This is a genomic window from Embleya sp. NBC_00888, from assembly GCF_045207655.1.
Lineage (GTDB): Bacteria > Actinomycetota > Actinomycetes > Streptomycetales > Streptomycetaceae > Embleya.
The window spans coordinates 7,436,002-7,459,159 of the sequence record NZ_CP108784.1 but is presented as its reverse complement, the minus strand read 5'-3'; the positions used below and the strand labels follow the sequence as shown (position 1 = coordinate 7,459,159).

Annotated in this window: 19 protein-coding genes and 1 pseudogene; 8 read left to right on the top strand and 12 right to left on the bottom strand. The window is 71.4% G+C overall.

Going from position 1 to position 23,158, the window contains the following annotated elements:
• Positions 1-845: 845 nt before the first annotated feature.
• The 4 genes from OG948_RS31790 to OG948_RS31775 all read left to right on the top strand — a co-directional run bounded on the left by OG948_RS31790 (position 846) and on the right by OG948_RS31775 (position 4,929).
• Positions 846-1,712, top strand: a complete 867-nt coding sequence (locus OG948_RS31790; protein ID WP_406299748.1) for a hypothetical protein — start codon at positions 846-848, stop codon at positions 1,710-1,712.
• Between the two features lie 216 nt (positions 1,713-1,928).
• Positions 1,929-2,678, top strand: a complete 750-nt coding sequence (locus tag OG948_RS31785; RefSeq protein WP_406299747.1) for a response regulator transcription factor — start codon at positions 1,929-1,931, stop codon at positions 2,676-2,678.
• Positions 2,675-4,231, top strand: a complete 1,557-nt coding sequence (locus OG948_RS31780) for a sensor histidine kinase (protein WP_406299746.1) — start codon at positions 2,675-2,677, stop codon at positions 4,229-4,231. Before OG948_RS31785 ends, OG948_RS31780 begins: the two co-directional genes overlap by 4 nt.
• Positions 4,232-4,680: 449 nt before the next feature.
• Complete coding sequence (locus tag OG948_RS31775; protein ID WP_406299745.1) at positions 4,681-4,929, top strand: hypothetical protein; 249 nt, start codon at positions 4,681-4,683, stop codon at positions 4,927-4,929.
• A gap of 362 nt (positions 4,930-5,291) precedes the next feature.
• Here OG948_RS31775 and OG948_RS31770 read toward each other — a convergent pair whose 3' ends face one another.
• From OG948_RS31770 to OG948_RS31760, 3 genes are all read right to left on the bottom strand, one after another.
• The gene (locus OG948_RS31770) at positions 5,292-5,936 is read right to left on the bottom strand and encodes a response regulator (RefSeq protein ID WP_395865441.1); all 645 of its coding nucleotides are present in this window, start codon (positions 5,934-5,936) and stop codon (positions 5,292-5,294) included.
• Between the two features lie 189 nt (positions 5,937-6,125).
• Positions 6,126-7,418, bottom strand: a complete 1,293-nt coding sequence (locus tag OG948_RS31765; RefSeq protein WP_406299744.1) for a sensor histidine kinase — start codon at positions 7,416-7,418, stop codon at positions 6,126-6,128.
• A 387-nt stretch (positions 7,419-7,805) separates the two neighbouring features.
• Positions 7,806-9,113: an aminotransferase class I/II-fold pyridoxal phosphate-dependent enzyme gene (locus OG948_RS31760; RefSeq protein WP_406299743.1), complete on the bottom strand. Its 1,308-nt coding sequence runs from the start codon at positions 9,111-9,113 to the stop codon at positions 7,806-7,808.
• A 258-nt stretch (positions 9,114-9,371) separates the two neighbouring features.
• On the opposite strand from OG948_RS31760, the gene OG948_RS31755 reads away from it, so the two are divergent.
• Entirely contained in the window at positions 9,372-10,028 is a 657-nt protein-coding gene (locus OG948_RS31755) for a pyridoxamine 5'-phosphate oxidase family protein (protein WP_406299742.1), read from the top strand.
• A gap of 66 nt (positions 10,029-10,094) precedes the next feature.
• Here OG948_RS31755 and OG948_RS31750 read toward each other — a convergent pair whose 3' ends face one another.
• The 6 genes from OG948_RS31750 to OG948_RS31725 form a co-directional block, all read right to left on the bottom strand.
• Positions 10,095-10,772, bottom strand: a complete 678-nt coding sequence (locus OG948_RS31750) for an ABC transporter (protein WP_406299741.1) — start codon at positions 10,770-10,772, stop codon at positions 10,095-10,097.
• Positions 10,769-11,596, bottom strand: coding sequence for an ATP-binding cassette domain-containing protein (locus OG948_RS31745; protein ID WP_406299740.1), 828 nt, complete (start codon positions 11,594-11,596; stop codon positions 10,769-10,771). Before OG948_RS31745 ends, OG948_RS31750 begins: the two co-directional genes overlap by 4 nt.
• A 208-nt stretch (positions 11,597-11,804) precedes the next feature.
• A complete protein-coding gene (locus OG948_RS31740; protein WP_331773102.1) occupies positions 11,805-13,475 on the bottom strand; it encodes an IS1182 family transposase in 1,671 nt (556 codons plus the stop codon).
• 144 nt (positions 13,476-13,619) lie between these two features.
• Positions 13,620-15,014 carry an alpha/beta hydrolase gene (locus OG948_RS31735; protein ID WP_406300380.1) on the bottom strand — a complete coding sequence of 465 codons (1,395 nt, stop codon included), beginning with the start codon at positions 15,012-15,014 and terminating at the stop codon, positions 13,620-13,622.
• A gap of 1,133 nt (positions 15,015-16,147) precedes the next feature.
• On the bottom strand, positions 16,148-16,909 hold the full coding sequence (locus tag OG948_RS31730) for a group II truncated hemoglobin (protein WP_406299739.1): 762 nt from the start codon (positions 16,907-16,909) through the stop codon (positions 16,148-16,150).
• A 546-nt stretch (positions 16,910-17,455) separates the two neighbouring features.
• On the bottom strand, positions 17,456-18,382 hold the full coding sequence (locus OG948_RS31725; protein ID WP_406299738.1) for a zinc-binding dehydrogenase: 927 nt from the start codon (positions 18,380-18,382) through the stop codon (positions 17,456-17,458).
• Between the two features lie 198 nt (positions 18,383-18,580).
• Between OG948_RS31725 and OG948_RS31720 the strand changes: the two genes are divergently transcribed.
• Positions 18,581-19,180 carry a TetR/AcrR family transcriptional regulator gene (locus OG948_RS31720; RefSeq protein WP_406299737.1) on the top strand — a complete coding sequence of 200 codons (600 nt, stop codon included), beginning with the start codon at positions 18,581-18,583 and terminating at the stop codon, positions 19,178-19,180.
• Between the two features lie 148 nt (positions 19,181-19,328).
• Here OG948_RS31720 and OG948_RS31715 read toward each other — a convergent pair whose 3' ends face one another.
• The 3 genes and pseudogenes from OG948_RS31715 to OG948_RS31705 all read right to left on the bottom strand — a co-directional run bounded on the left by OG948_RS31715 (position 19,329) and on the right by OG948_RS31705 (position 21,902).
• On the bottom strand, positions 19,329-20,009 hold the full coding sequence (locus OG948_RS31715; RefSeq protein WP_406300407.1) for a hypothetical protein: 681 nt from the start codon (positions 20,007-20,009) through the stop codon (positions 19,329-19,331).
• Positions 20,010-20,126: 117 nt separating this feature from the next.
• Positions 20,127-20,695: pseudogene (locus OG948_RS31710) on the bottom strand (serine/threonine-protein kinase); the annotation flags it as partial.
• A 559-nt stretch (positions 20,696-21,254) separates the two neighbouring features.
• Positions 21,255-21,902, bottom strand: coding sequence for a nitroreductase family protein (locus OG948_RS31705; protein WP_406299736.1), 648 nt, complete (start codon positions 21,900-21,902; stop codon positions 21,255-21,257).
• 161 nt (positions 21,903-22,063) lie between these two features.
• Between OG948_RS31705 and OG948_RS31700 the strand changes: the two genes are divergently transcribed.
• Together OG948_RS31700 and OG948_RS31695 are read left to right on the top strand one after the other, a co-directional pair.
• Positions 22,064-22,543: a hypothetical protein gene (locus tag OG948_RS31700; RefSeq protein WP_406299735.1), complete on the top strand. Its 480-nt coding sequence runs from the start codon at positions 22,064-22,066 to the stop codon at positions 22,541-22,543.
• 99 nt (positions 22,544-22,642) lie between these two features.
• Positions 22,643-23,110 carry a MarR family winged helix-turn-helix transcriptional regulator gene (locus tag OG948_RS31695; protein ID WP_406299734.1) on the top strand — a complete coding sequence of 156 codons (468 nt, stop codon included), beginning with the start codon at positions 22,643-22,645 and terminating at the stop codon, positions 23,108-23,110.
• Positions 23,111-23,158 lie beyond the last annotated feature (48 nt).

Genomic DNA, 23,158 nt, shown 5'->3' with positions numbered 1-23,158 from the left:
GCCAACGACGCCCCAGCCACATCGGACAACCGTGCAACGCACGGACGGCAGCGCCACCGGCCGACGCCGCCCGACCAACCAGAAACCCGCGCCCCACCCCAGGCCGACAGTCGCACCGAACCACGCGCCGCACCGATCGCCCGCCCGAGCCGATCCCGTCGGGATTTCGACGACCCGAACCGGCCAACCACGCAACCCGGACACCGCATCGGGATCATCACGTCGCGCCCCGCCAACCACCCTCCCGCGCCGATCCCGCCCGCCACTGACGGCGGGGGCGATCACGCGACGCGCTCGGCCGCCGAAGGGCGCACCTCATCGGCGATCGCCGACAATCCCTCCCAGGCTGCACACGCCATCGCGCCCCGTCCCACTGCTCTCCCGGACCACAGGCCGCGTCGATCGAGTGCCCGGGCGTCCCGACACCCGGGCCACATCGGGTGGCCACGCGACGCTTGCGCGGCGGTGGCGTCGGCGTGGCGCGCTCGGCCGGGCCGCGATCCAGCGCCCGTATCTCGGCGTGGTGGCCCGGCCTGGCCACCACGCCTCCGCGCGGGGACCCGGCCTGGCCACACGGCCGACCGGGCGTTCGCCGGGTGGTGCCCAATCCGGCCGAAACGCCCGGTCGCGCAAGGCAGGGGGTGCCTGTGGCGCGAGGCCTTGGCGCAGCGCGGGGTGTGGCGTGCGTGCTGGGCTCGTCGGGGGTCTACGCGATGGCGGTGAGACTACATACAGCCACCGAATGGTCACCATGCAGCCATGGGTGGCTTCGATGGGGGGATTCGGTGGGTGGGCCGGGGGATGGCGGACTTGTTCGGGGAACTCCTGGGTAGATCGTCGGCGTGATGGAACGCGGCGCGATCGAGGACTGGGACACCCGGCTGGGCTGGATGCGCGCGCTCGTGTCGGACGACGAGATCGCGCATCGGCGCGCCCTGGACCGGTATCTGCGGGTGAGCCGGGACACACGCGAAGCGCGCGAGGCGTACGACACGATCGTGTTGCGCGTGCCGCGCTCGGTCTCCGCCGAGGAGGCGGCCTGGCAACGCTTCCGTGCCGCGTGGCTGCGTACGCCCGCCGCGGCCCTGCTCACCGAGCAGCTCGCGCCGGCCGACGTACCCGATTGGGGCGGACTGCCGTACGCGCTGATCTATCTGGAGTGGGAGGCCCATTACCCGATCGAGTGGACCCGGCACGCCAAGGTGTGGAGCACCAAGCAGCGGCTGATCCGGCTGCTCGCCGTGCCCGGGCACCACGACGAGGTCCGGGCCCGCCTGGTGGACCTCGTCGAGCTCGTGGTGTATCGCCGGCACCGGTGCAAGGACCGCGAGTACTCGCGGATCGCCCGTGCGGTGGACGGCGATGACCTGCGCGCCCGGCTGGCGAAGGCGTGCGACTCCGGCGAGCCCTGGACCCGGGACCAGGCCGGGCACGTGTTGTGGCTGCTGCGCAACCCACAGATCCCGATCAACCGCACGAACTGGTTCCGCTGGCTGTCCGCGAAGCTGCCGACCGGCGACCCGCTCGACACGGATGCAAACACAAACACGGACACGACCGCGGACGCGAAGGCGAAGGCGAAGGCGGACGCGAAGGCGAACCCAGAAGACGCGGACCCGGATGAGGACACGGACACGGATTCGAACACGGACCCCGACGGTAGCCCCCACAAGCCCACCACCCCCGCCGACCCGCTCCCACCCAGCCCCTGACGAGCCGTCATTCCGCGTACAACACACCACCTCCCGCCATAGGTTGTGCACCGACAACGCCGACGGCGACACGCACGCACGTCGGCGACTTCGCGACATCGGCAGCAGCCATCCGGGGGACGACATGGGTCGAGCCGACGACATGGGCACCACAGGGAAGTCGAGCCGGTTACGGATACCGCGCCCGCCCGCCCCGGAACCGGAGGCCGCGATCCGGTGACCGCGGAACCGGAGACCGACCGCCCCCCGCACGTGCTGGTCGTGGACGACGATCCCTCAATCCGGCGTGCCCTGGAGCGCGGCCTGCGCCTGGCCGGCTACCACGTCACCCTCGCCGCCGACGGCACCCGCGCCCTCGAACTGATCGCGCCCGCCGAGCCGATGACGCCCATCGCACCCGCCCCGGCCCCGCAGGTCGTGGTCCTGGACGTGGCGATGCCCGGCGTCAGCGGCATCGACGTGTGCGCCACGCTGCGCGCACGAGGTACCGAGACGCCGGTCCTGATGTTGTCCGCTCGCGACGAGACCGCGGACCGCATCGCGGGCCTGGAGAGCGGCGCCGACGACTACCTGGTGAAGCCCTTCGATCTGCGCGAACTCGACCTTCGATTAAGGGCGTTACTGCGCCGACGACCAAGCGTGGGGCCCGGCGAGCCGCTGCTGCGGGTCGGCCCGGTCGCGGTGGACGTGGCCGCGCACATCGCGACCTGCCACGGCGTCGGACTGGATCTGACCCGTCGCGAGTTCGCCCTGCTGGAGGTGTTCGCCCGCAATCCGGGGCTGGTGTTGACCCGGGATCAGTTGCTGGACCGGGTCTGGGGCTACGACTTCGACGTGCGCACCGACGTGGTCGACACTTTCGTCTGCTACCTGCGCCGCAAGTTGGAGGCGGGCGGGCGCCCCCGCGTACTGCACACCGTGCGCGGGATCGGCTTCGTGCTGCGGATCTCGGGTGGTCCCGGATGAAGCTCTCCACGCGGGTCGCGCTGTCGGTCGCCGTCCTGGTCCCGCTGCTCGTACTCGGCGCGGGCACGCTCGTGGTGGGTTGGGCCCGGCACGATCTGACCCAGCGCCAGGACCGGCAGTTGCAGGAGCGGGCCGAGCGACTGACGGCGCCGGCAAGGGCGTTGGTCCGCACCGATCTGGACGACCGGCAACAGGCGATCCGCACGCGGCAGTACCGGATGCTCGGGATGGCCCTGGACGTCGGCGTGCGGGTGGACACCCCGGACGGACCACTGCGGATGGGCCCCCAACCGCCGGACGGAACGATGCTGCCCACGCACGCGCCGTACCCGGTGACCGTGCACACGGGCCGGCGTTCGTGGCGGATGGTGACCCGGCCGCTGCCGACCGGCGCGCTCTACGTGTTCGTGCCTTCGGGCGAACCGGCCGCGCAGGCGGCGCTGTTGCGTCGGCGGGTGTACGTGGTGACGGCGTTCGCGGTGCCGCTGTCCGCACTGGCCGGTCTGGTCGCCGGTACCGCGGCCACCCGGTCGCTGCGCGTGTTGCGCCGCCGGGCCGCCCGGCTGGATCCGGACGGCGGCGCGCACGACGCGGTGCACGTACCCTCCGGCGTGGTCGAGGTGGACGAACTCGGCCGCACACTCGACGACGTGCTGGGCCGGTACGCGGCGCAGACCGCGCGCACTCGCGAGGCGTTGGAGACCGCACGTTCGTTCGCCGCCACCGTCGACCACGAACTGCGCGGCCCGCTCACCGGGATGCGCACCGATCTGGACGTGCTGGCCACCTATCCGGACCTGGCCTCGACCGAGCGCGAGGACGTGGTCGCGGACCTGCGGATCGGCCACGAACGGGTGTTGGCGGTACTGACCGCGCTGCGCGCGCTCGCCCAGGGCGACCTGGTGGACGCGGCGGCGTTCGCCCCGGTGGAGTTGGCCGAGGTGGCGCACGCGGCGGTCCGGGCCGCGCCCGCCCGCCGTCCGGGCATCGAAGTGCGGGCCGCGGTACGGGTCGAGGCGCCGCACGAGGTGGTCGTGTACGGGCTCGCGGCGGGGTTGCGGCTGCTCGTGGACAACTTGGTCGGCAACGCGCTGGTGCACGGCGCGAATCGGGTGCTGGTCAAGGTGCTGCCCGGGCTGGATTGCGGCGTGGTGTGCGTGGACGACGACGGGCCCGGGATCGCGCCGGAGTTGCGCGAGGTGGTCTTCGAGCGCTTCCATCGCGGGCCGAACAGTCCCGGCGCCGGGCTGGGCCTGACCCTGGTGGCCCAACAGGTCGCGCTGCACGGCGGTCGGGTCACCGTGGGCGTGCCACCGTCCGGGCGCGGCACTCGGATCGAGGTGGTGCTGCCGCTGCGCGCGGATCCCCTGGCGGCGCGCGAGCGCGCGTGGCTGGGCGTCCGGGCCCAGGAATCGCCGAGTACGCCCGCCCGGGCCGCACCGGTGCCCTCGGCGCGCGCCGACGTACCGAAATCCCGCGCGGCGCCCCGACCCGTCGGGAAAATCCCTTCCCGGGCCGCCCATTCACAGGAAACCCACAAGGATCGTCCCTAGCCTCCCGGTACGCCGTGCCCGCCCGGGGTGGGGCGGGCCCGGCGTTTTGGGGGGAGGCCGTGCATGCGTGTGTCCGACCGCATGGGGGGCGCGGACCTCACCGACCCGGTGCCCGAGGGGGTACGGCTTGCCGCACCCCTGGCGTATGCGGGAACGCCCGGTGGCGGCGGCCACCGGGCGCCCGCCCCGTGCCCACGGCTGTCGCGGCGGGACCCGCGGCAGGCCGAGGCGCCGACTCGATTCGACGGCGACCGTAGCGGCACGGGTCACATGGCGCGCATCCGACGGCGGAGCGCGACGGACGAGCGGCACATCCGGCCGGAGGTGGCGACCCGCCTCGGGAACGACCGGGCCACGCCTGGGTATCCGTCGCCGGAGTGGCGGCGGCGGAGCAGCCCTTCGACGGTGCGCCGGGCGTGGCGTGCCGCCCGACCGGAGAGACCGATCGGGTGAGTCGCGGACTCGCGCTGCCCGGAGCGGCGGCGGGCGTCCTGGCGGCGGTGGTGTCGGCGATCATCGCGCTGACCGCGTGCGGCGCCGACGAAAGCGACCCGGGCACCCACGAGTTGGGCACGATCGCCCCGGCGGCCGCTCCCGGACCGACCGCACCGGGATCGCCGTTCACGTCGACTGTCGTCGGCGCTCGGAACACGATCCGGCACGCGTGCGTGGACGTCGAGAAGCCACTGCAACCCTGAACCGAGCCGCTCCGGGGGCCGAAGCCGTGGTCGGCCCCGAGGACCGGTGTGGGGCGCACGGATCACGGAGGGGGCGATCCGAACATCCCACACCGGTCCCACATCCCACCGGCCACCGGGCGCCGGCCACACCAAGCACCGGCCCACCGCTGCCCACCCGCAATCGGCAGCGCCGTACCCGCACGCCTCGCCACGGACCGGACCCGCCTCACGCGCCCACGGTCAGCCATCGTGAAGCCGGGCCACCACCCGCGCTCCCGCACCGACCCGGCGGCCGCCCCACCACGAAGCCGCGCCACGACCACAGCGTGAACCCGCCCCGCAAGGCCGCACCGCGAACCCGCCTCGACCGCTCCCACGTCTCAGAGTTCGAGGAAGCGCAACACCGCCATCACCCGCCGGTGGTCGGTGTCCGAGGGCGGCAGATCGAGCTTGGTGAAGATGTTGCCGACGTGCTTCTCCACCGCCCGCTCGGTGACCACCAGCTTCTTCGCGATCGCCGCGTTCGTCCGGCCCTCGGCCATCAGCCCGAGCACCTCGTGCTCGCGCGGGGTGAGGGTGCTCAACCCGCCGCTGCGCAGTCCCGCGCCGAACAGTTGGGTGACCACCTCGGGGTCCAACGCGGTGCCGCCGGCCGCGACTCGCTCCAGCGCGTCGGTGAAGTCCCGCGTGTCCACCACGCGTTCCTTGAGCAGGTAGCCGACGCCCGCCGCGTTGCCGCCGAGCAGTTGTGCCGCGTACCGGGTCTCGATGTACTGCGAGAAGACCAACACTCCGATGCCGGGGTAGTCCCGGCGGATGTCGATCGCGGCGCGCAGACCCTCGTCCGTGTGCGTCGGGGGCATCCGGATGTCGACCACACAGACGTCCGGCTTGTGTTCGGCCACCGCCGCGCGCAGCGCGTCGGCGTCCGCGACGGCGGCCGCGACCTCGTGGTCGCGGTCGAGAAGCAGTTGAACCAGGCCGTCCCGCAGGATCGCGGCGTCTTCGGCAATGACGATGCGCATGGGCTCGATCGTCCCATGATCCGACCGCATCTCGGACCCAATCGTCTCGGGCCTGATCCTCTGAGCATCGATCCTCTCGGGACCAACCATCTCGAACCAGATCATCTTAGGCCAGATCATCTCGGATTAGGCCCCTCTGCCCCTACCCCCGGCCCGTACCCGGCCCACACCGCGCCCGCATCTCGACCCTCACCCCCGGATCGGCAGTTCCACCGTCACCTCGGTCGGCCCACCCAACGGGCTGACGATGCGCAGTACGCCGTCCACCGTGCGCACCCGCTCGACCAGACCGGTAAGACCGCTGCCCTTGCCCGCGTTCGCACCGCCGCGCCCGTTGTCGGTGACCGACAGCCGCAACCGGCCGTCCCGGACGAGTACGTCGACGGCCGCCGAGGTCGCGCCCGAGTGGTGCGCGACGTTGGTGAGCAGTTCGGCGGCGCAGAAGTACGCGATGGTCTCGATCGTGGCGGGCGGGCGTACGTCGATGTCGGTGTGCACCTCGACCGGGACCGCACTGCACGCCGCCAGGGTGGCCAGCGCGGCGTCCAAGCCCTGGTCCAGGACCGGTGGATGGATGCCCCGGGCCAGGTCGCGCAGTTCCACGATCGCCTCGCGGGCGTTGCCGAGCGCGCTGTCCACGAGGGTGCGGGCGCGGTCCACGTCCATCGGGCGCTCGACGTCCTCCGCGTCCAGCTTCTCCTTGGCCATGCTGAGGTTCATCGCGAGCGCGACGAGCCGGGCCTGCGCGCCGTCGTGCAGGTCGCGTTCGATCCGGCGCAGCGTCGCGGCCGAGTCGTCGACGGCGATCGCCCGGGTCTCCTCCAGATCGGCCACCCGCTGCGCGGACTTGGTCGGCCCGAGTAGGGCCGGGATGAGCAGCCGGTCCAGGTATACGACGGCGCGTACGGCCCACGGCGCGAGCAGGACGAGCAGGATTCCGGACGCGGACGCCGCCAGTTTGAGCGGCCAGGTGTCGAAGTACACGTCGCCCATCTGCATCCCCGAGTGGCGCACGACGCCGTGCGAGTCGGTGACGGTCGGGTCGAACACCGCCACGAGCAGCGGATAGACCACCATGATCAGCCCGTAGCTCCAGAACGCTCCGGTCACGATGGCCATGACGACGCCCAGCGGGAACTTGATCACGTGATACGCGATCGCCCGCCAGCCCTCCGCGTTGCCCAGCGAGGAGCCGAGCAGTCCGAGCGGGCCGCGCTTGGGCCGGAACTTGCGCAGTGGCGGCGTCTCGACCCCGAGCATGGCGCGCGCCAACCCACGGTGCAGTCCGCCCCACGCCCGCGCCCCCATCACCGTCAGGGCCAGGATCGGCAGACCGATCAGCGTGATGGTCAGCGCGACACCGAAGGCCGTGAACACGAAGGTCACGCCGAAGCCGATCAACGCGAGCGGGAGGGTGAGGATCGCGTAGCCGGTCTCGGCCCACGTTCGTCTCGTGAACGGCGCCTTCAGGAAGGGATGCATGGGGGACGTCCTCGGGGCAAATCGGGCGCGGCGGTGGACTGGTCACGACGGTGGAGTGTCACGGCGGTTGGGCCGTACCGGCGGATTCGTCACGGTCCGGTCGAGACCGTATCGGTGGAGTGTGTTCATGCTCCACGCGGCGGGGGTGTGCGGGCGAGGGTGACACCCCCCGACCTCACGGTTCGGCTAGCCCCACCTTTCCGCCGCCCCTCCCCGCCCTCCCCGCCCTCCCCACCGCCTCCCGGCCGCCTCTCCCCGCCTTCCCCCACCCCTCCCCGCCTCTCTCCCCCGCCTCTCCGCCGCCTCTCCCCGACACGACGCGACGCGGCACGGCGAGGCACGACCAGGCACGACCCGTCCCACCCCCGCCCGAGATCCCGGGACGAATCACCGCGTCTGCCGCGCGGCTCCCACGCGCATCGCGGCGGCCACCGCGTCCGCCAGTCGCTCGGTCTCCTCGGCGGTGAGGGTGGCCACGGTGATCCGCAGGCCGGGTGGCGAGCCGATCCGGTAGCGCGCGCCGGGCGCGACCGCCCAGCCACGCGCGAGCAGGGAGGCGACGGCGGTGGTCTCGTCCGGGGCCGGGACCCATACGTTGATGCCGGTCCGGCCGGTCGCGGCGACACCGCGTGCGCGCAGGGCCTTGATGAGTCGGGTACGGCGTAGCCGGTAGGTCTCGCGCGCGACGTGGATGCACTCGGCCACGTCCGGGTCGGTCCACGCGTGGGCGACCGCGAATTGCAGGATGTGGCTGACCCAGCCGGGGCCCAGCCGTTGCCGGCCGCCGATCCGGTCGATGGTCACCGCGTCGCCGGTCACCACCGCGCAGCGCAGGTCCGGTCCGTACGCCTTGGCGGCCGAGCGGATGTGCGCCCAATGGGTGGTGACGCCGGTGAGGGTGTGCAGGTCCAGGCCGGAGATGTCGTTGCCGTGGTCGTCCTCCAGGAGCACCACGTGCGGGTGGGCGGCCAGGATCGGGCGCAGCGCGGCGGCCCGTTCGGCCGACACCGAGGCGCCGGTGGGGTTCTGCGCGCGGGTGGTGACCACGAACGCGCGGGCGCCCGCCCGCAGCGCGGCCTCGGTCGCGGCCGGGTCGGGGCCCTCGTCGTCGACCGGGATCGGCCGCGGTGTCAGATTCAGCGCGGCCAGCAGGTCGAGCAGGTTGGCCCAGGTCGGGTCCTCGACCGCGACGAGGTCGCCGGGGCGCAGGTGCGCGACGAGCGCGCGTTCCAGGCCGTCCAGCGCGCCGGAGGTCGCGGCCAGGTGCGCGGTGTCGACGCCGCCCGCGCGCAGCACCGTGCGGGCGGCGTCGGCGAACGGTTCGTACAGGGCACCGTGTTGGTAGAGCGTGCGCCATTCGGCCGGGTTCGGGAACGCCGGCGACGGCAGCAGGTCGGGGTCGGGTTCGCCGGTGGACAGGTCGCGGGTGCCGGGCGGCATGGCCGGGCCCAGGTCGTTGCGCCGGATGGTGGCCGGTCGGGCTCGGATCCGGGTACCGGCCCGGCCGTGCGTCTCCACGATGCCGCGTTCGCGCAGCGTGCGGTACGCGGCGGCGACGGTGTTGGCGTTGACGCCCAACTCGGCCGCGAGTGTGCGCACGGGCGGTAGCGCGTCGCCGGGGCCGAGTTCGCGGGCGTGCAGGTCGCGCTCGACGGATGCGGCGATGTCGGCGGCGGTGCGACCGGTGGTGGCCATGTCTCTCCTGCATCCGGGCACGTTCGGTGCCTGCTGCCCGGCGGGGTCGGTGGTCGGGGCGTCGGTGGTCGGGTCGGCAGGGCGGGCAGTCAGGGCGGGCAGGGCGGGCAGTCAGGCGGCAGGTCGGTCGTCGGGTCGTCGGGTCGTCGGGTCGTCGGGTCGTCGGGTCGTCGGATTATGCCGTTGACAGCCTCCCCGACCTCGCCTCTATCGTACTACTCCAATAAGTTCTTTGAACTAGTACAAAGGATCTTCGCGATGACCGAGTACCCCGCCACCGCCGCCACCACCCCGTATCGGCACCGCGACCGGATGCACTACGACGTCGAAGCCGTGCACGCGATCCTGGACGCCGGCTTCCTGGCCCACGTCTCGTTCACCCTCGGCGGTCGCCCCCAGCTCATCCCACTGGCCTTCGGCCGCGACGGCGAACGCCTGTACCTGCACACCTCCAGCGGCGGGCAACTCGCACTGGCCGCGCGCGCGAGCGGCGCCGAGGGCCTCCCGGTGGCGGTCTCGGTCACCCACGTGGACTCGGTGGTGCTCTCCCGCTCGGCGATGCACCACTCGATGGACTACCGCTGCGTGATCGCGCACGGCCCGCTGACCTACGTCGCCGACCCGGACGAGCAACTGCACGCGTACCGGGTGATCATCGACCACCTGGTCCCGGGCCGCGCCGACGACGTGCGGCAGCCCTCCCCGAAGGAGAACGCGCAGACGGCGGTGCTCCGCCTGGAGTTGGACCAGGTCGCCGCGAAGATCCGCGACCACGGCCTGGCCGAGGACCCCGACGACCTCGACCTGCCGACCTACGCCGGCGTGGTACCCCTGACCACCACGCGGGGCCCGATCCGCCCGGACCGAGACCAGGAGATTCCGGCCTACCTCGCCAAGTGGCTCGGCGCGTCCTGAGCCGGCCCCGGTGTGTACGACCGGCACCGTGCCCGAGGGGTGTTCCGGCTCGGTCGTCCTGGTGGGTCAGTCGTGTTCGACGCGGGCCGCCAACCGACAGACCGCGGCGACCGCGACGACGAACACGCCTGCCACGATGGCCAGTTGGGTGGTCGGGAGGTCCACGCTGTCGTTCCTGGCCGCGTCGGTGACCACCTCGAGGACGCGCGCCGCCGGGCTGCCCGGGACGATCAGGGCCGCCAGGGTGGCCAGCGCGGCGAGCGGGACGGCGTACGCCGGGCGGCGCAACAGCGGGCGGTTGGTCAGCGCGCCGATCGCCACGCCGGCCAGGATGGTGACGAGTTGGGCCACCGCTCCCGCGGCGATCGCCTCGCCGCGATCGACGCCGTGCGTCGCGTGGTCGGCGATGCGATCGGTGGAGGCGGCCAGCGCGCCGGTGCACAGCGCGGCGAGCACGCCCGACAGGACCAGCGCGACCAGCAGCGCCGCCAGATGCGAGCGACCGGGTCCGACCGCCGCCGACGCGGTCTGCCGGGCCGCGGCGGGCTCGACCGTGACGGACACGCGGGTGAGCCACACCGCGATCGGCATGATCGCGGCGGCCGCCCACGCGAACGAGCCGAGCAGCGGATCACCGCCGGCCGCGCCGATGGCCATCACCGCGGCGTAGACCAACACCGGCGGCACCCACCGGTACGAGCGCAGCACCAGGGCCGCCTGATAACGCACCACGGCGGAGATCACGCGCCGTCTCCTTCCCGGCGGACCGAGCGCACGCCGACCCCGGGCACGGTGGTGAGCAGATGGCGTAGTAGCGCGTCGGAGTGCGCCGTGGTGGTGTGCAGCCGCAGGACGCCCGGGCGGGTCTCCTCGCGGTCGGGATCGCCTGGGAGGCGGTCGAGTTCGGGGCGGTGGCCGCTGTCGATGTCGATCACCACGCGGATCGCGTTCACGGCGGAGATCGCCGGGGTGACCGCGCCCGCCTCGACCCGATAGGTGTCGGTCACCTCGTCGGCCAGCCGGCGCGGGTCGTGGTCCACGAAGACCACCGTGGCGCCGGCCTCGACCCGTTCGACGACACAACCGTCCAGGACGTCCCGCGAGCGGCCGTCCAGTCCGGTCCACGCCTCGTCCAGCACGAGCAGGTCGGGTTCGGCCATGAACGCCTGTGCCACGGCGACCTTTTGACACGTGCCCTTGGACAGTCCGCGCAGCGGTGCGCGGGTCTTGTCCGCGAAGTCCAGGCGTTCGGCCCACTCCTGGGCGCGCCGCCTGCTCTCCCGGCCGGTGAGGCCGTGCAGTCTGCCCAGGTGGGTGAGGTAGCGCAGGGCGGTGAGCGGGAGTTCGGGCGGGAATCGTTCGGGGACGTAGGCGGCCGAGCCGCGTTCGGTGACGCTGCCGGTGGTCGGTTCGCAGACCCCCGCGAGGACCCGGAGCAGGGTGGACTTACCGCTGCCGTTGGCGCCTTCGACCCGGACCAGGCCGCCGCGCGGCAGGTGCAGGTCCACCGCGCGCAGCACCCATGGTCCGCGCAGGGCGTATCGCTTGCCGACACCCGTCAGGTGCACCGCCGTCCCCCTTCACCGGAACCTCGGCAGCAGACCTTACGGCAGGACGAGATCGCGCACACGGCACCCTCGGCCGGCGTCGGGTACGAACTGCCGCGCCGTGTACGGCTCAGGACGGGCTCAGGGCACATCGGACGGGCTCATCGCCCCCCGACACGCGCGAGGGCCCGGACACGCGCGAGGGCCCGCCGCCGAGGGACGCTGTTGGTTAATTCGCCCCGTCGAGCTTCGGCTCGGCGGGGCGAAGCCGTGCGAAGTGGCTGGTCCGGGTCCGGGCTCGCGGTGTGTGGGTGAGGTGGGCGTCGATGCGGGCGAGGTTGATCGCGGCGCCGGTGAGTTGGTGTTGGAGGCTTGTCTTGGCGAGGCCCCGGTAGCGGGATCTGCGCAGGCCGCAGCGTGCGGCGCCCTGGGAAATGGTGCCCTCGACGCCGGCGCGGATCTTGTAGCGGTCCTTCCACGCGTCGGTCTGCTGTTCGGCGCGGGCGGTGCGCAGAACCTCGTGTTCGTCGCGGTGGCGCAGGGTGAGCTCGCGGCGCTCGGCGCTCGGCGAGTTGACACAGGCGCGCAGATCGGGGCAGTGCCGGCAGACGGCGGTGGGGAACCGGATCCGAACGACCGGCAGTCCGGCCTGCGAACGGCGCTGGTGCCACTCGGTGTTGGTGGCCCCGTTCGGGCAGGTGGCTCGCTGGTCGTCCCAGTCGACGGTGAACGAGTCCTGCCGGAACGGGCCGTCCGCCTGGGCGTTGGTATCGGCTCGGACCGGTCCGAGCAGCGCGACGTCGTGGTCGCGCCGGGCGGCGACGATCTGCGCGGCGGTGGGGTAGCCGGCGTCGACCCAGTGCTCGTCGGGCAGCAGGTCCCGCTCGGCGAGGCCGGCGTGGACCCGGTCGGCCAACACGCTGTCGGGGACGGTGGACTCGGTGGTGGCCACGTTCGTGACCAGGTGCACCGCGTCCGGATCGCAGGTCTCGGTGAGGTGGACCTTGTAGCCGTCCCACATCGTGTCGCGTTTGACGCTGCCACGCGCGTCGGTGTCATAGGGGGTGACCAGGCGCTTCGCGCCCGGCGGCCGGTCTTTTGGGCCGCGGCGCACCACCTGCCCGTCCACCCGGTGGAAGTGCTGCACCCACACCCGCCGCAGCGTCTCCACCTCCTCCAGGGCACGCAGACCGCCCGGCGCGTCCGCGGCGAGCACGAGTGCGAGCAGCCGCGTCCCGTCCCGGCCGATCCGCGCCCCCACCTCGTCCCGCCGGGTGCGGGCCCTGGGGAAGCGGGACTCCTCCGCCCGGGTCGCGTAGTGCCGGAACCAGTCCGGCTCGGCGACCGGGCGCAACCACTCCGGGTCGGCCTCGGCGACCGCGTTCAACGCCGCGCGCAGCGTCTCGGACACCAACTCCAGAAAACCCAACTCGCGTGCGGCGGACAGCACATGCGTGGAATCGGTGCGCGCCTTCCCGCCGCCGGCCAACAGGCCCTTCTCCCGCGCCGCGGCCAGAACACCGTCCAACACCCGCCGTCCCGCGTCCGCCTCCACCAGCCGGTCGCGGAACTCGGACAGCACCGAGAAGTCGAACCCCGGATCGCCCAACTCCAACCCCAGCGCGTACTTGAAGTCGATCCGTGCCCGCACCGCCTCCGCGGCCTGACGATCGGTCAACCCCTCCACGAACTGCAACACCAGCACCAGCGCCAGACGTCCCGGCGACCACGCCGGCCTGCCCCGCCGCCCCGGGAACAGATCGGCGAACCCCTCGTCCCGGAACAACGGCCCCAACTCGTCCCGGACCCGGATCGCCAGACTCCCCTTCGGGAACGCCGCCCGCGCCACCCGTACCGTCTCCGCCGGAATCTCCCCCGGCTCCCGCGGCTGCATCGACATCGACACCCTCCCCCTACGACAACGTCGGCCCCCAAGACCACAACCGGGTCTTGAGGGCCGACGTCACGCGCAGGGCCCAAATTAACCAACAGCGTCCCGAGGCGACGGGCCCTGCGTACGTGCTCGTGGTGCGTTTGCGTGGATCTACATGGCGGTCTTGGACGCCTTGGGCGCGGCGGCCTTCAGGTCGGCACCGGCCGGGTTCGGCACCGGGTCGGGGAGCTTTTGGCAGACCGCGTCGGCCGGGCCGTGACCCCTGCCCTTCGGGGTCTTGCCGGTGACCAGGTACTCGTTCAGATAGTTGTCCAGGCAACTGCTGCCGCTGAGCGAGATGCCGTGGTTGCGGCCGCCCTGCTCGACCACCAGGGCCGAGTCGCGCAGCAGCCGGTGCATCGTGACGCCACCTTCGTACGGGGTCGCGGCGTCGTTGGTCGCCTGGAACAGCAGCGTCTTGGGCAGCTTGTCGTTGGCGACGTTCACCGGCTTGAGGCCGGACGTCGGCCAGAACGCGCAAGCCGCGTTGAACCAGACGTTGTTCCAGGTCAGGAACGGCGCCTTGGCGTAGGTCTTGACCGCGTCACGGTGCCAGGTCGCCCAGTCCTTGGGCCAGGACGCGTCCCGGCACTGGGTGGCCAGGTAGCCACTGTTGACGTTGTCGTTGGCCGGGCTCGGCGCCGCCAGGTCCTCGTACGCCGTGCGCAGCGGACCCGTGACGTTGTCGACCACGTAACCCGAGAAGCCCTCGGCCAGTTCGGCCCAGGTCGAGTCGTTGTAGCCGCCCTGCGCGAACGCGTCCTCGAGCTCCGAGCCGCCGACGACGCCCTCGGCCGGGTTCTTGCTCAGCTTCTCGCGCATCGTGTACCAGGCGCTCTCCACCTTGGCGGGGTCGGTGCCCAGGCGGTAGTTCGCGTCGTACTTGGCGACCCAGCCGAAGAACGCCTTCAGGTTGCTGTTGAAGGCGACGTCCTGGCTGAGTTGGCTGCCGTACCAGATGCTGTCCTTGCTCGGGTCGACGATGCTGTCCAGCACCAGGCGCTTGACCCGGTTCGGGAACAGCTTGGCGTAGACCGAGCCGAGGTAAGTCCCGTACGAATAGCCGAAGTAGCTGATCTGCTTGGCCCCGAGGGCGGCGCGGATGGAGTCCATGTCCGCTGCCGAGGCCGGCGTGTTCATGTGCTTGAGGAAGTCGCCGTACTTGGCGCCGCACGCCTGGGCGTAGTCGTACACCCGCTTGATGTTGGTCAGTTCGTCCCCGAAGTTGTCCGGGACGGTGTCCGGACGGACCGGGTTGTTGAAGCCCGGTACGCAGTCCAGGTGCGGTTCGCTGGCGCCGGAGCCGCGCGGGTCGAAACCGATCACGTCGAACTGCGCGGCCACCTCGGGGCGCAGGTTCTTCGCGACGTAGCCGGCCAGACCTCGGCCGGGGGCGCCGGGACCGCCGGGGTTGACCAGGAGTGGGCCGAGCGACTTCGCGGCGGTGTGCGGAATCCGCGACACCGCGATGGTGATCTGTCGGCCGCCGGGATTGCTGTGGTCCATCGGGACCTGGAGTGAACCGCATTCCAGCGTCGGATAGTTCGAGCTGCCGCAGTTCTTCCAGGCAATGGGGGTGGATGCGGACTCGGCCGAAGTTGCGGGCGAGTCGTCCGCCAAAGCCGGTGGGGCGAGGGTCAGAAGCCCGCCCACCAACGTCGTGGCGGCTGCGAACGCGACGAGAGTGTGTCTCTTCACGTGGGTGTTCCTCCATGTGACGGAGCTGTCACGAGTGACATCGACGCCGGAGATGCTGCCGTGCCGACGACGGGTGCGACGAGGGGGCGGTCGGGTCGGAGCGTGAATCCTTGCCAAGCGGAGTGGTAACCATTACCAAAATTTTGGGTTTGATATACGCGAAGGCCGGTTCATCGCATTTGCACCCGATCGAGCGGGAAACCGGATGATCGCACTCCGTAGCCGACGCGCGTAGTTGACACCACGTCAGCCCAACACGCGCCGCGGCGCGTGCGGCGGCACGTGGCGCGCGGGTGGTGATGCGGCGATAGCGGGGCGGGCGGACGGTGAAGTGACGGCGGCCCGGCGGAGGCACAGCCCTGGCGAGACACTCGGGCACCTCGGCCGGCCGGGAGGAGGCAGCCAAGGCAAGGCGGCAACGCGACCGTGACGCAACGGCCGCGACGGCAACGCAACGCTCGAGCACCTTGACGGCCGGAAGGAGGCGGCAACCGCCACCAGGCCGAGGCGAAGCCGCCAGGCCGAGGCGAAGCCGCCAGGCCGAGGCGAAGCCGCCAGGCCGAGGCGAAGCCGCCAGGCCGAGGCGAAGCCGCCAGGCCGAGGCGAAGCCGCCAGGCCGAGGCGAAGCCGCCAGGCCGAGGCGAAGCCGCCAGGCCGAGGCGAAGCCGCCAGGCCGAGGCGAAGCCGCCAGGCCGAGGCGAAGCCGCCAGGCCGAGGCGAAGCCGCCAGGCCGAGGCGAAGCCGCCAGGCCGAGGCGAAGCCGCCAGGCCGAGGCGAAGCCGCCAGGCCGAGGCGAAGCCGCCAGGCCGAGGCGAAGCCGCCAGGCCGAGGCGAAGCCGCCAGGCCGAGGCGAAGCCGCCAGGCCGAGGCGAAGCCGCCAGGCCGAGGCGAAGCCGCCAGGCCGGATCGGGCCGCGGCGCGGGCCCGATCCGGTGTGTCGCTCAGCCCAGGTAGGGCGGGGTCTGGCCCCAGTCCCAACGTGGCATCGGGGTTTCCGGCAGCGGTGGCGGGTTGGGGCCGGAGTAGATGATCGCCATCCGGGTGCCCCACTCCAGGTAGTACGCGAGCACGCCGCGGAACTCCGGGTCGGCGGGCAGGCCCACATCGTCGGCCGTTTCCAGCAGCAGCGCGACCCATCGGCGCCGCTGCGTCTCGGAGATCCCCCGACCGAGGTGCTTCGAGGCCATGTGCCGATGCCCGCCCAGCTCGGTGCTGTAGCGGGACGGCCCGCCGAACACCTCGCCCAGCCAGGACGCCACGTGTTCGGCGTGGTGGGAGTCCATGTCCGCGAACACCGGAGCGAGGATCTCGTCCTTGGCCACCCGCTCGTAGAACGTCCCGAAGAGCCGCTCGAACGCGGGCGCCCCGCCGGCCCACTCGTACAGCGATGGAGTCGAACCGCCCTTACCCACCACGTCGGTCACCGCGTAGTGCCGCATCTCCTCGATCGCGGTGACGTACGGGCGGATCGCGGCGAAGAACGCGGCGAAGTGCTCACCCTTGCGGAAGCCGTTCAGATGCGCGTCCGTCGACGTCCAGCGAATGCGCAGGATGTACGCGGACGGCTCCTCCTGACATCGGCTCAACTCGTAGTCCACGCACTCCGGCGCCGCCGCGAGCGACTCGGCGGCCCGCGCGTACGCGGCCTCGAACTCGGTGCCGTCCGCTTCGGCGATCGTGTAGCGGATGTATTCGACGATCATGAACGGTCCCCCATGCAAGACGCTGGTTCGATCGCGTCAACCATAGGCATGATCGCCCGCCCGGCGATCATCGACGCGAGCCGATTTCGCCATCCGCGTAAGCCGATCCACTCCCCCAACCCAACACAACCGAAGCCCGACCAAGGAAGCCCTCCGGGTGGCATCGGGCGTCGGGCCGAGCAGGGACGGGGGTCGGGCCGAGCGGGGATGGAGACCCGGCCCGGTGGAGGCCCCACCCGAGCGGCGGCACGGGTCGGCCGAGCGAGTATGGGAGCCCGGCAGACCGGGCGCGGGAGCCCGGCCAAGCTGGAGGCAAGAACCCGCCGGGCCAAGGAGCACGAGCCTGCCCGCATCGGTGCGAGAACCCGGCCGGTCGGGTGTGAAAGCCCGGCCGAGCCGATCGGGCGAGTGCAATCCGGCCCGCGCCGCAGCCGGTATGCACTCGGTCCGGCGAGCGCCGTCGGGCCCGCGCCGACAGTCGGTGTGTTCCTGGCTCCCTCGCCGGCGGGCCGAACTCCGTCCAGCGCGCGCATGGCCGGTGAGGTTTCACTCCGTCGCGTTCGGCCCGATGTCGAGCACCACCTTGCCCGCAACGCGCCGGCTCGCGAGGGCCTCGAACGCTCGCGCCACCCGCTCCCACGGCTCGCGCAGGCCGACCTCGACCACGAGTTCCCCGGCGGCCACCAGCGCGACCAGCGTGGCGAGATCGGCTCCCGGACTGCTCGCGTCGCCGAACGAACTCAGCGTCCGGGTCGCCCCGAGCGCGAACGTCGAATACGGCGGGAACACCGCGGGCTCCCCCGAGGCCCAGCCAATGCTCCGGATACCGCCTCCGGGCGCCAACAGCCCCCACACGGCAACCAGTTGCGGCCCGCCGACGTTGTCGAGCACCAGGTCCAAAGGCTCGTCGACACCCTCCAGGCCGGTGACGACCTCGGCCGCGCCGAGGTCGACCAGTCCGGCGGCACGCTCCGGCGCGCCGACGGAGGCGATCACGTACGCGCCCGCCCGTGCGGCGAGTTGCACCGCCATGCGCCCGACACCGCCCGACGCACCGGTGATCAGGACACGTCGACCCGCCACCGGACCGCTTTCCCGCAGCACCCGCAACGCCGTGACTCCGGCCACGGGCAGAGCCGCGGCGGTCGCCGAGGCCACCGAGTCGGGCAGTTCCGCCAGGGCGTCGACGTCGACCGCCACCCGCCGCGCCCAGGCACCCGGCACACACGCCACGACCCGACTGCCCACCTCGGGCCCACCGCCGTCGGCCGCCGCCCGCACCACCACGCCCGCCGCGTCGAAGCCGAGCACCGTACCCGCCGGACGCACGTCCGTACGCAGATCGCCATGGTTGACCGACACGTGCCGTACGTCGATCAGCACCTGCCCGGGCCCCGGTTCCGGCTCGGGTATCTCCGCCGCCCGGACCCCGGCCGGCGCCTCGGGATCCACGACCAGCGCACGAACAGTCATATCCGCTCCCTCGATTGATCGATCCGGCGGCCGAGCCGGATGAGCCCGACACACCCGGGCACCCGGGCAACCGGGCAACCGGGCGATCGGTGACCGCCACCGGCCGCGCACAGCACGCCGCTTCGCCATACGGACCGTCAGTCCGGATGGCTCTCGGGTAATATACGGACCATCAGTCCGATTGTTCAAGGAGGCCCCGTGTCGTCCCAGCCGGTCCACGAACGCGCCGATGCCACGCGCAACCGCCGTGCGATCCTGCGTGCCGTCGAGGACCTCCTGGCCCGACACGGCTTCGAGCACGTATCGCTGGACAAGGTCGCGGCGGCGGCGGGCGTCGGCAAGGGCACGGTGTTCCGCCGCTTCGGCAACCGCACGGGTCTGCTCCGCGCGCTACTGGAGGAACGCGCCCGCCTGCTCAGCGAGGCGATCGTCACGGGCCCGCCGCCCCTGGGCCCGGAGGCTCCCGCCGAGGTACGCCTGCCGGCCTTCCTCGACGCCCTCGCCGAACTCGCCGCCGGCAACATCGTCCTGCTGGCCGCCCATGAACGCGCCTGCGCCGAGGACAAGTACGCCGACCCCACCTACCTGCGCTGGCACGACCACATCACCGGCCTGCTCGCCGAATCCCACCCCGACCTGGACGTCGACTTCGTAGCCCACACCCTCCTGGGCATGTTCGACGCCGACCTGGTCCGCCACATCACCGACAACGGCGGCCCGGCCCGCCTCACCACATCGGTCCGCTCCCTCACCGCAGCCCTCCTGCAACCGCCCGCCCACACACACCGGCCCGGCTAACGCGTTTCCTTCGGATCATCCGATCGGCAATCCCGCCACCCGCGCTCTCGGTCATCCCATGGCGAAACGACCACCAAAGTTCACCTCGCGGCGCAACAGTCGGCCGCCGGCGATCGCCATCACCTCCGAACGAGCCGGGAACAGCACCTCATTCCGGGATCTCACGACCGCGATCCGGGTGCCGCGCCACCTCGACGACAGGATCACCGTGCATCCACCCACGACCGGCACGGCCGGGAGAGGCATTTGTGCGGCGTTTCGACGCGCGGAGGCGCTTACCCGAGGGAGTTGAAGTCGTGCCGGGGATGCGCCAGCGTTCACCGGCATAGCCGGTGATGGCGTCCGTCAGCGCGGCCCATCTCTCGTACGTCGTTGACCCGATGACGCAGCAGGGGTGCGCCTCGACCCGATCGACGGCGAACGCGAACGTCGTGGGCCGCGCGAAGCCCGCCGGCCGTATTGTCCGGGGACGCCTGGCGGCGTCCGTAAGCCGGATTTGGATGGCGTGGAACCTCGATCGCCCGTATTGGACGGGAACGATCGTGACGCGATGGATCTCATGCCAGGGGAACTCCTGGCGGCCCCTGGCGTCGGTGGTCGCGATGTGTTCCGGGCCCACGTACAGTTCCCAGCCGAACCCGTTCATGTCCGGTTCTTCCGTGAAGCCGAGTAGTACCGCGGCTCTGCGGGGCAACGCCGGTTTGGGGCCGACCATTTCGCGGATCGGCCAGGTCATGGTCAACGGGTCGTCTTCACGCCTGTAGCGCGTCGCCACCGTCGTTGTACGCGATGGCGGCTTCGTGACCGTGGTGGCGTCGTAGTCGAACACGTCATCGACCTGGGGTTGGCGAGTGCTCAACCGCCGCAGGCGTTCGCGGACATGCCGGGCGGACTCGGGCCGCCGCTCGGGGTCGCGATCCAGGAGCGCGGCGACCAGCGCAGTCAGGGCGGGAGGCAGGTCCGGGCGGATCGTGTCGAGCCGCGGCGCGTCCTCGTCCTCGTCCTCGTCCTCGTCCTCGTCCTCGTCCTCGTCCAGCTTGCGCCGCATGATCGCCAGGCCGTTGTGACCGGTGAACGGGGGACGGCCGGTGAGCATGGCGAAGAGCACCGAGCCGAGCGCATACAGGTCCGAACGCTCGTCGCCGCGTTCGGTGAGGAGTTGTTCCGGCGCGCCGTACTCGGCGGTGCCGGCGGGAGCCAGTTGGGACGTTCCCGCGAGGGAGAACGCCGTCTGGACGAACCCGGCGATCCCGAAATCGACGACTTTACCCGGCCGTGCGGTGTGAGCATCACGTTGTGCGGCTTGATGTCGTAGTGCACGACACCGGCCCGGTGCGCGGCGACGAGTGCCGTGCAGATCCCGTCGGCGATCGTCAGCGCGCGGCCGGCGTCGATCGGGGCCGCTTCCTGGATGGTTCGGGTGAGTGTGGCACCGTCGACCTTCTCCATGACGAGGAACAGGACGTTCTCGTGCGTGCCACGGTCGTAGAGGGCAACGACGTTCGGGTGGTTGATCCGGGCCGCGGCGACCGCCTCGCGTTCGAAGCGTTTGGGTAGGTCCGGGAACGTCCCGTCATCGAAGACTAGTGCCGCACTAGCAGCTTGACCGCCACGTCACGACGCAAATTGCGGTCGTGCGCGGCCCACACCTCGCCCATCCCGCCGCGGCCGAGCCGCCTGACCAGTTCGTACCGGCCCGCGATCGCCTCGCCTCGTTCCGCACGTCACCCCCGTCGACGTCGACACGCCTGTGCCGTGCCGTGCCGTGCCGTGCGACCAGGCTACGGCTCACGGCCCCGGCGGCGCGGACGGCGAGCGCGGACGTCTGTGTAGCGGCGGGGCGATCGACGACATCACGCACTTCGGGATCACACGCGCAACAGCACTTGGAGACCGTGCTTTTCCGGGGCCGCACCACCTGGCAAGACGGAGCTGCGGACCCATACGGCCGGAACAACCACGAGCATCGGGTGTGCGCTTGCGATACACCGCGCCAGACGCCGCGACCGGATCCCAAGGATCACAAGACCGGCGCCGGGTCGAGCCCGCGCGGCTCCACCGGCGGCCGGGCCTCTCACCACGTGTCCCAATGCAGCACCTCCGAACTCGGAACTCGCGGGCCCCGCTTGAAGTCCGTCCCGATCGTGTGCGCGAGCGGGATCAGCGCCACGGGCATCACGTCGGCCGGCAGCCCGAGCAGTCGGGTGCCCTCGGGGCCGTAGAAGAGGTCGGGCGTGGTCCACGTCGTACCGAGCCCCCGGGCCCGCGCCGCAAGCATGAAACTCCACACCGCCGGCAGCACCGAACCCCACGTCCGGGCCTGCTCCGGCACCCCGACCGCGTCCGTACGACCGGCGATGCACGGAATCACGTGCACCGGCACCTCGTGCAGGTGGTCGAACAGGTAACCCGCACCCGCCATCACCCGCTGCATCGACCGCGGATTCGCCCACGCCCGCGCCGCGTCCGCCGCCGGCACCGGCGTACCCGGCACCTCGCGCAGGCCCTTCCACACCAGGTCGGCCACGGCCTGCCGCCGCTCGGGATCCGTGACGACGACGAAGCTCCAGCGCTGTCGATTGCGACCGTTCGGCGCCTGGAGCGCGAGTTCGACGCACTCCTCGATCAACCCCCGATCAACCTCGCGCCCCAGATCCAACCGAAACCGCACGGCCCTTGTAGTGCCGAGCAGTTCGTCGGACGAGAGAGAAAGAACGGTCATGATCAAACTCCTTCGAGAGGGAGCCAACCTGCGCGGGAGGGCACTTCGCCCACGAGTTGCCCACAGATGATTCGGACACAGACGAGTCGGGCGCAGACGAGTCGGGCGCAGACGAGTCGGGCGCAGACGAGTCGGGCGCAGACGAGTCGGGCGCAGACGAGTTGAGTGCAGCCGAGTCGGAGGCAGAAAAGTCGAATCCAGATGCTTTGCACCCAGATGATTCAGATGCAGATGCGTTGAAAACAGACGAGTTGAGCCAAGACGAGTCAGGCGCAGATGCACTGAGCGCGGACGAGTCGAGCACCGATGCGTTACGCCCAGACGAATCGGATGCAGACGCTTTGCATCCAGACGAGTCGGATGCAGACGAGTTGAGCGAAGACGAGTCGGACGCGAATGCACTGAGCGCAGGCGGATTGGACGCAGAAGAACCGGGTGCAGATGCTTTGCGCCCAGACGAGTTGAATGCACACGAGTCGGGCGCTGGTGCGTTGGGTGCAGACGAGTTGAGTGCAGACGAGTCGGACACAGATGCTTTGCGCCCAGACGATTCGGACGCAGATGCACCGCACCCAGATGCGTTGGGCACAGACGAATTGGACACTGACGAGTTGGATGCAGACGAGTTGGGCGAAGAATGACTTTCCGCAGATGATCTTGGCTCAGATGATTGATGGAAAACGTATGCCTACAGATCGTCTTGCGTCAAACAATCTTTCGGCGTGCGATAGCCTTGCGGCATGAAGAAGGCCGCCGTCGAGCACACCACCCAGGCCAAACCCCACTACTTCCCGCGGCTCGCCGAGGAGCGCGTGGACATCGCGCTGTGTCGCGCCGCCGCCGCGATGGCTCGCGCGGCCGACGCGCATGCCGCCGGTCAGGAGGTGGGCGTAGGTCAGCACCTCGTCCTGAAGATGCTCGACGCCGTCGGGCCGAGTGCCCAGCAGGCGTTGGCCGAGGAACTGCGCATCGACCGCAGCGTCATGGTCGGCATCGTCGACTCGCTGCAAAAGGGCGGGCTGGTCCGCCGTGACCGCGACCCGGTCGACCGCCGCGCGTACGCCGTAACGATCACGGCCGCCGGCACCCGCGTACTCACCGACGCGGAGCGCGACATCCCCGACTTCCTGGACCGCAGCTTCGCCGCGCTGACCGCCGCCGAGCGCCGGCAACTCACCACCCTCCTGGGCAAACTCCTCGCGAAGTAGGACAACAAGTACCGGGAGGACGAGGACCGAAGGACCGAGGACCGGTAG

Excerpts from the sequence above, each read along its gene's own strand:
- OG948_RS31790 (WP_406299748.1), top strand. The coding sequence starts at position 846 with ATGGAACGCGGCGCGATCGAGGACTGGGACACCCGGCTGGGCTGGATG.
- OG948_RS31780 (WP_406299746.1), top strand. The coding sequence starts at position 2,675 with ATGAAGCTCTCCACGCGGGTCGCGCTGTCGGTCGCCGTCCTGGTCCCG.
- OG948_RS31770 (WP_395865441.1), bottom strand. The coding sequence starts at position 5,936 with ATGCGCATCGTCATTGCCGAAGACGCCGCGATCCTGCGGGACGGCCTG.
- OG948_RS31765 (WP_406299744.1), bottom strand. The coding sequence starts at position 7,418 with ATGCATCCCTTCCTGAAGGCGCCGTTCACGAGACGAACGTGGGCCGAG.
- OG948_RS31760 (WP_406299743.1), bottom strand. The coding sequence starts at position 9,113 with ATGGCCACCACCGGTCGCACCGCCGCCGACATCGCCGCATCCGTCGAG.
- OG948_RS31755 (WP_406299742.1), top strand. The coding sequence starts at position 9,372 with ATGACCGAGTACCCCGCCACCGCCGCCACCACCCCGTATCGGCACCGC.
- OG948_RS31740 (WP_331773102.1), bottom strand. The coding sequence starts at position 13,475 with ATGTCGATGCAGCCGCGGGAGCCGGGGGAGATTCCGGCGGAGACGGTA.
- OG948_RS31735 (WP_406300380.1), bottom strand. The coding sequence starts at position 15,014 with ATGGACCACAGCAATCCCGGCGGCCGACAGATCACCATCGCGGTGTCG.
- OG948_RS31730 (WP_406299739.1), bottom strand. The coding sequence starts at position 16,909 with ATGATCGTCGAATACATCCGCTACACGATCGCCGAAGCGGACGGCACC.
- OG948_RS31725 (WP_406299738.1), bottom strand. The coding sequence starts at position 18,382 with ATGACTGTTCGTGCGCTGGTCGTGGATCCCGAGGCGCCGGCCGGGGTC.
- OG948_RS31705 (WP_406299736.1), bottom strand. The coding sequence starts at position 21,902 with ATGACCGTTCTTTCTCTCTCGTCCGACGAACTGCTCGGCACTACAAGG.
- OG948_RS31695 (WP_406299734.1), top strand. The coding sequence starts at position 22,643 with ATGAAGAAGGCCGCCGTCGAGCACACCACCCAGGCCAAACCCCACTAC.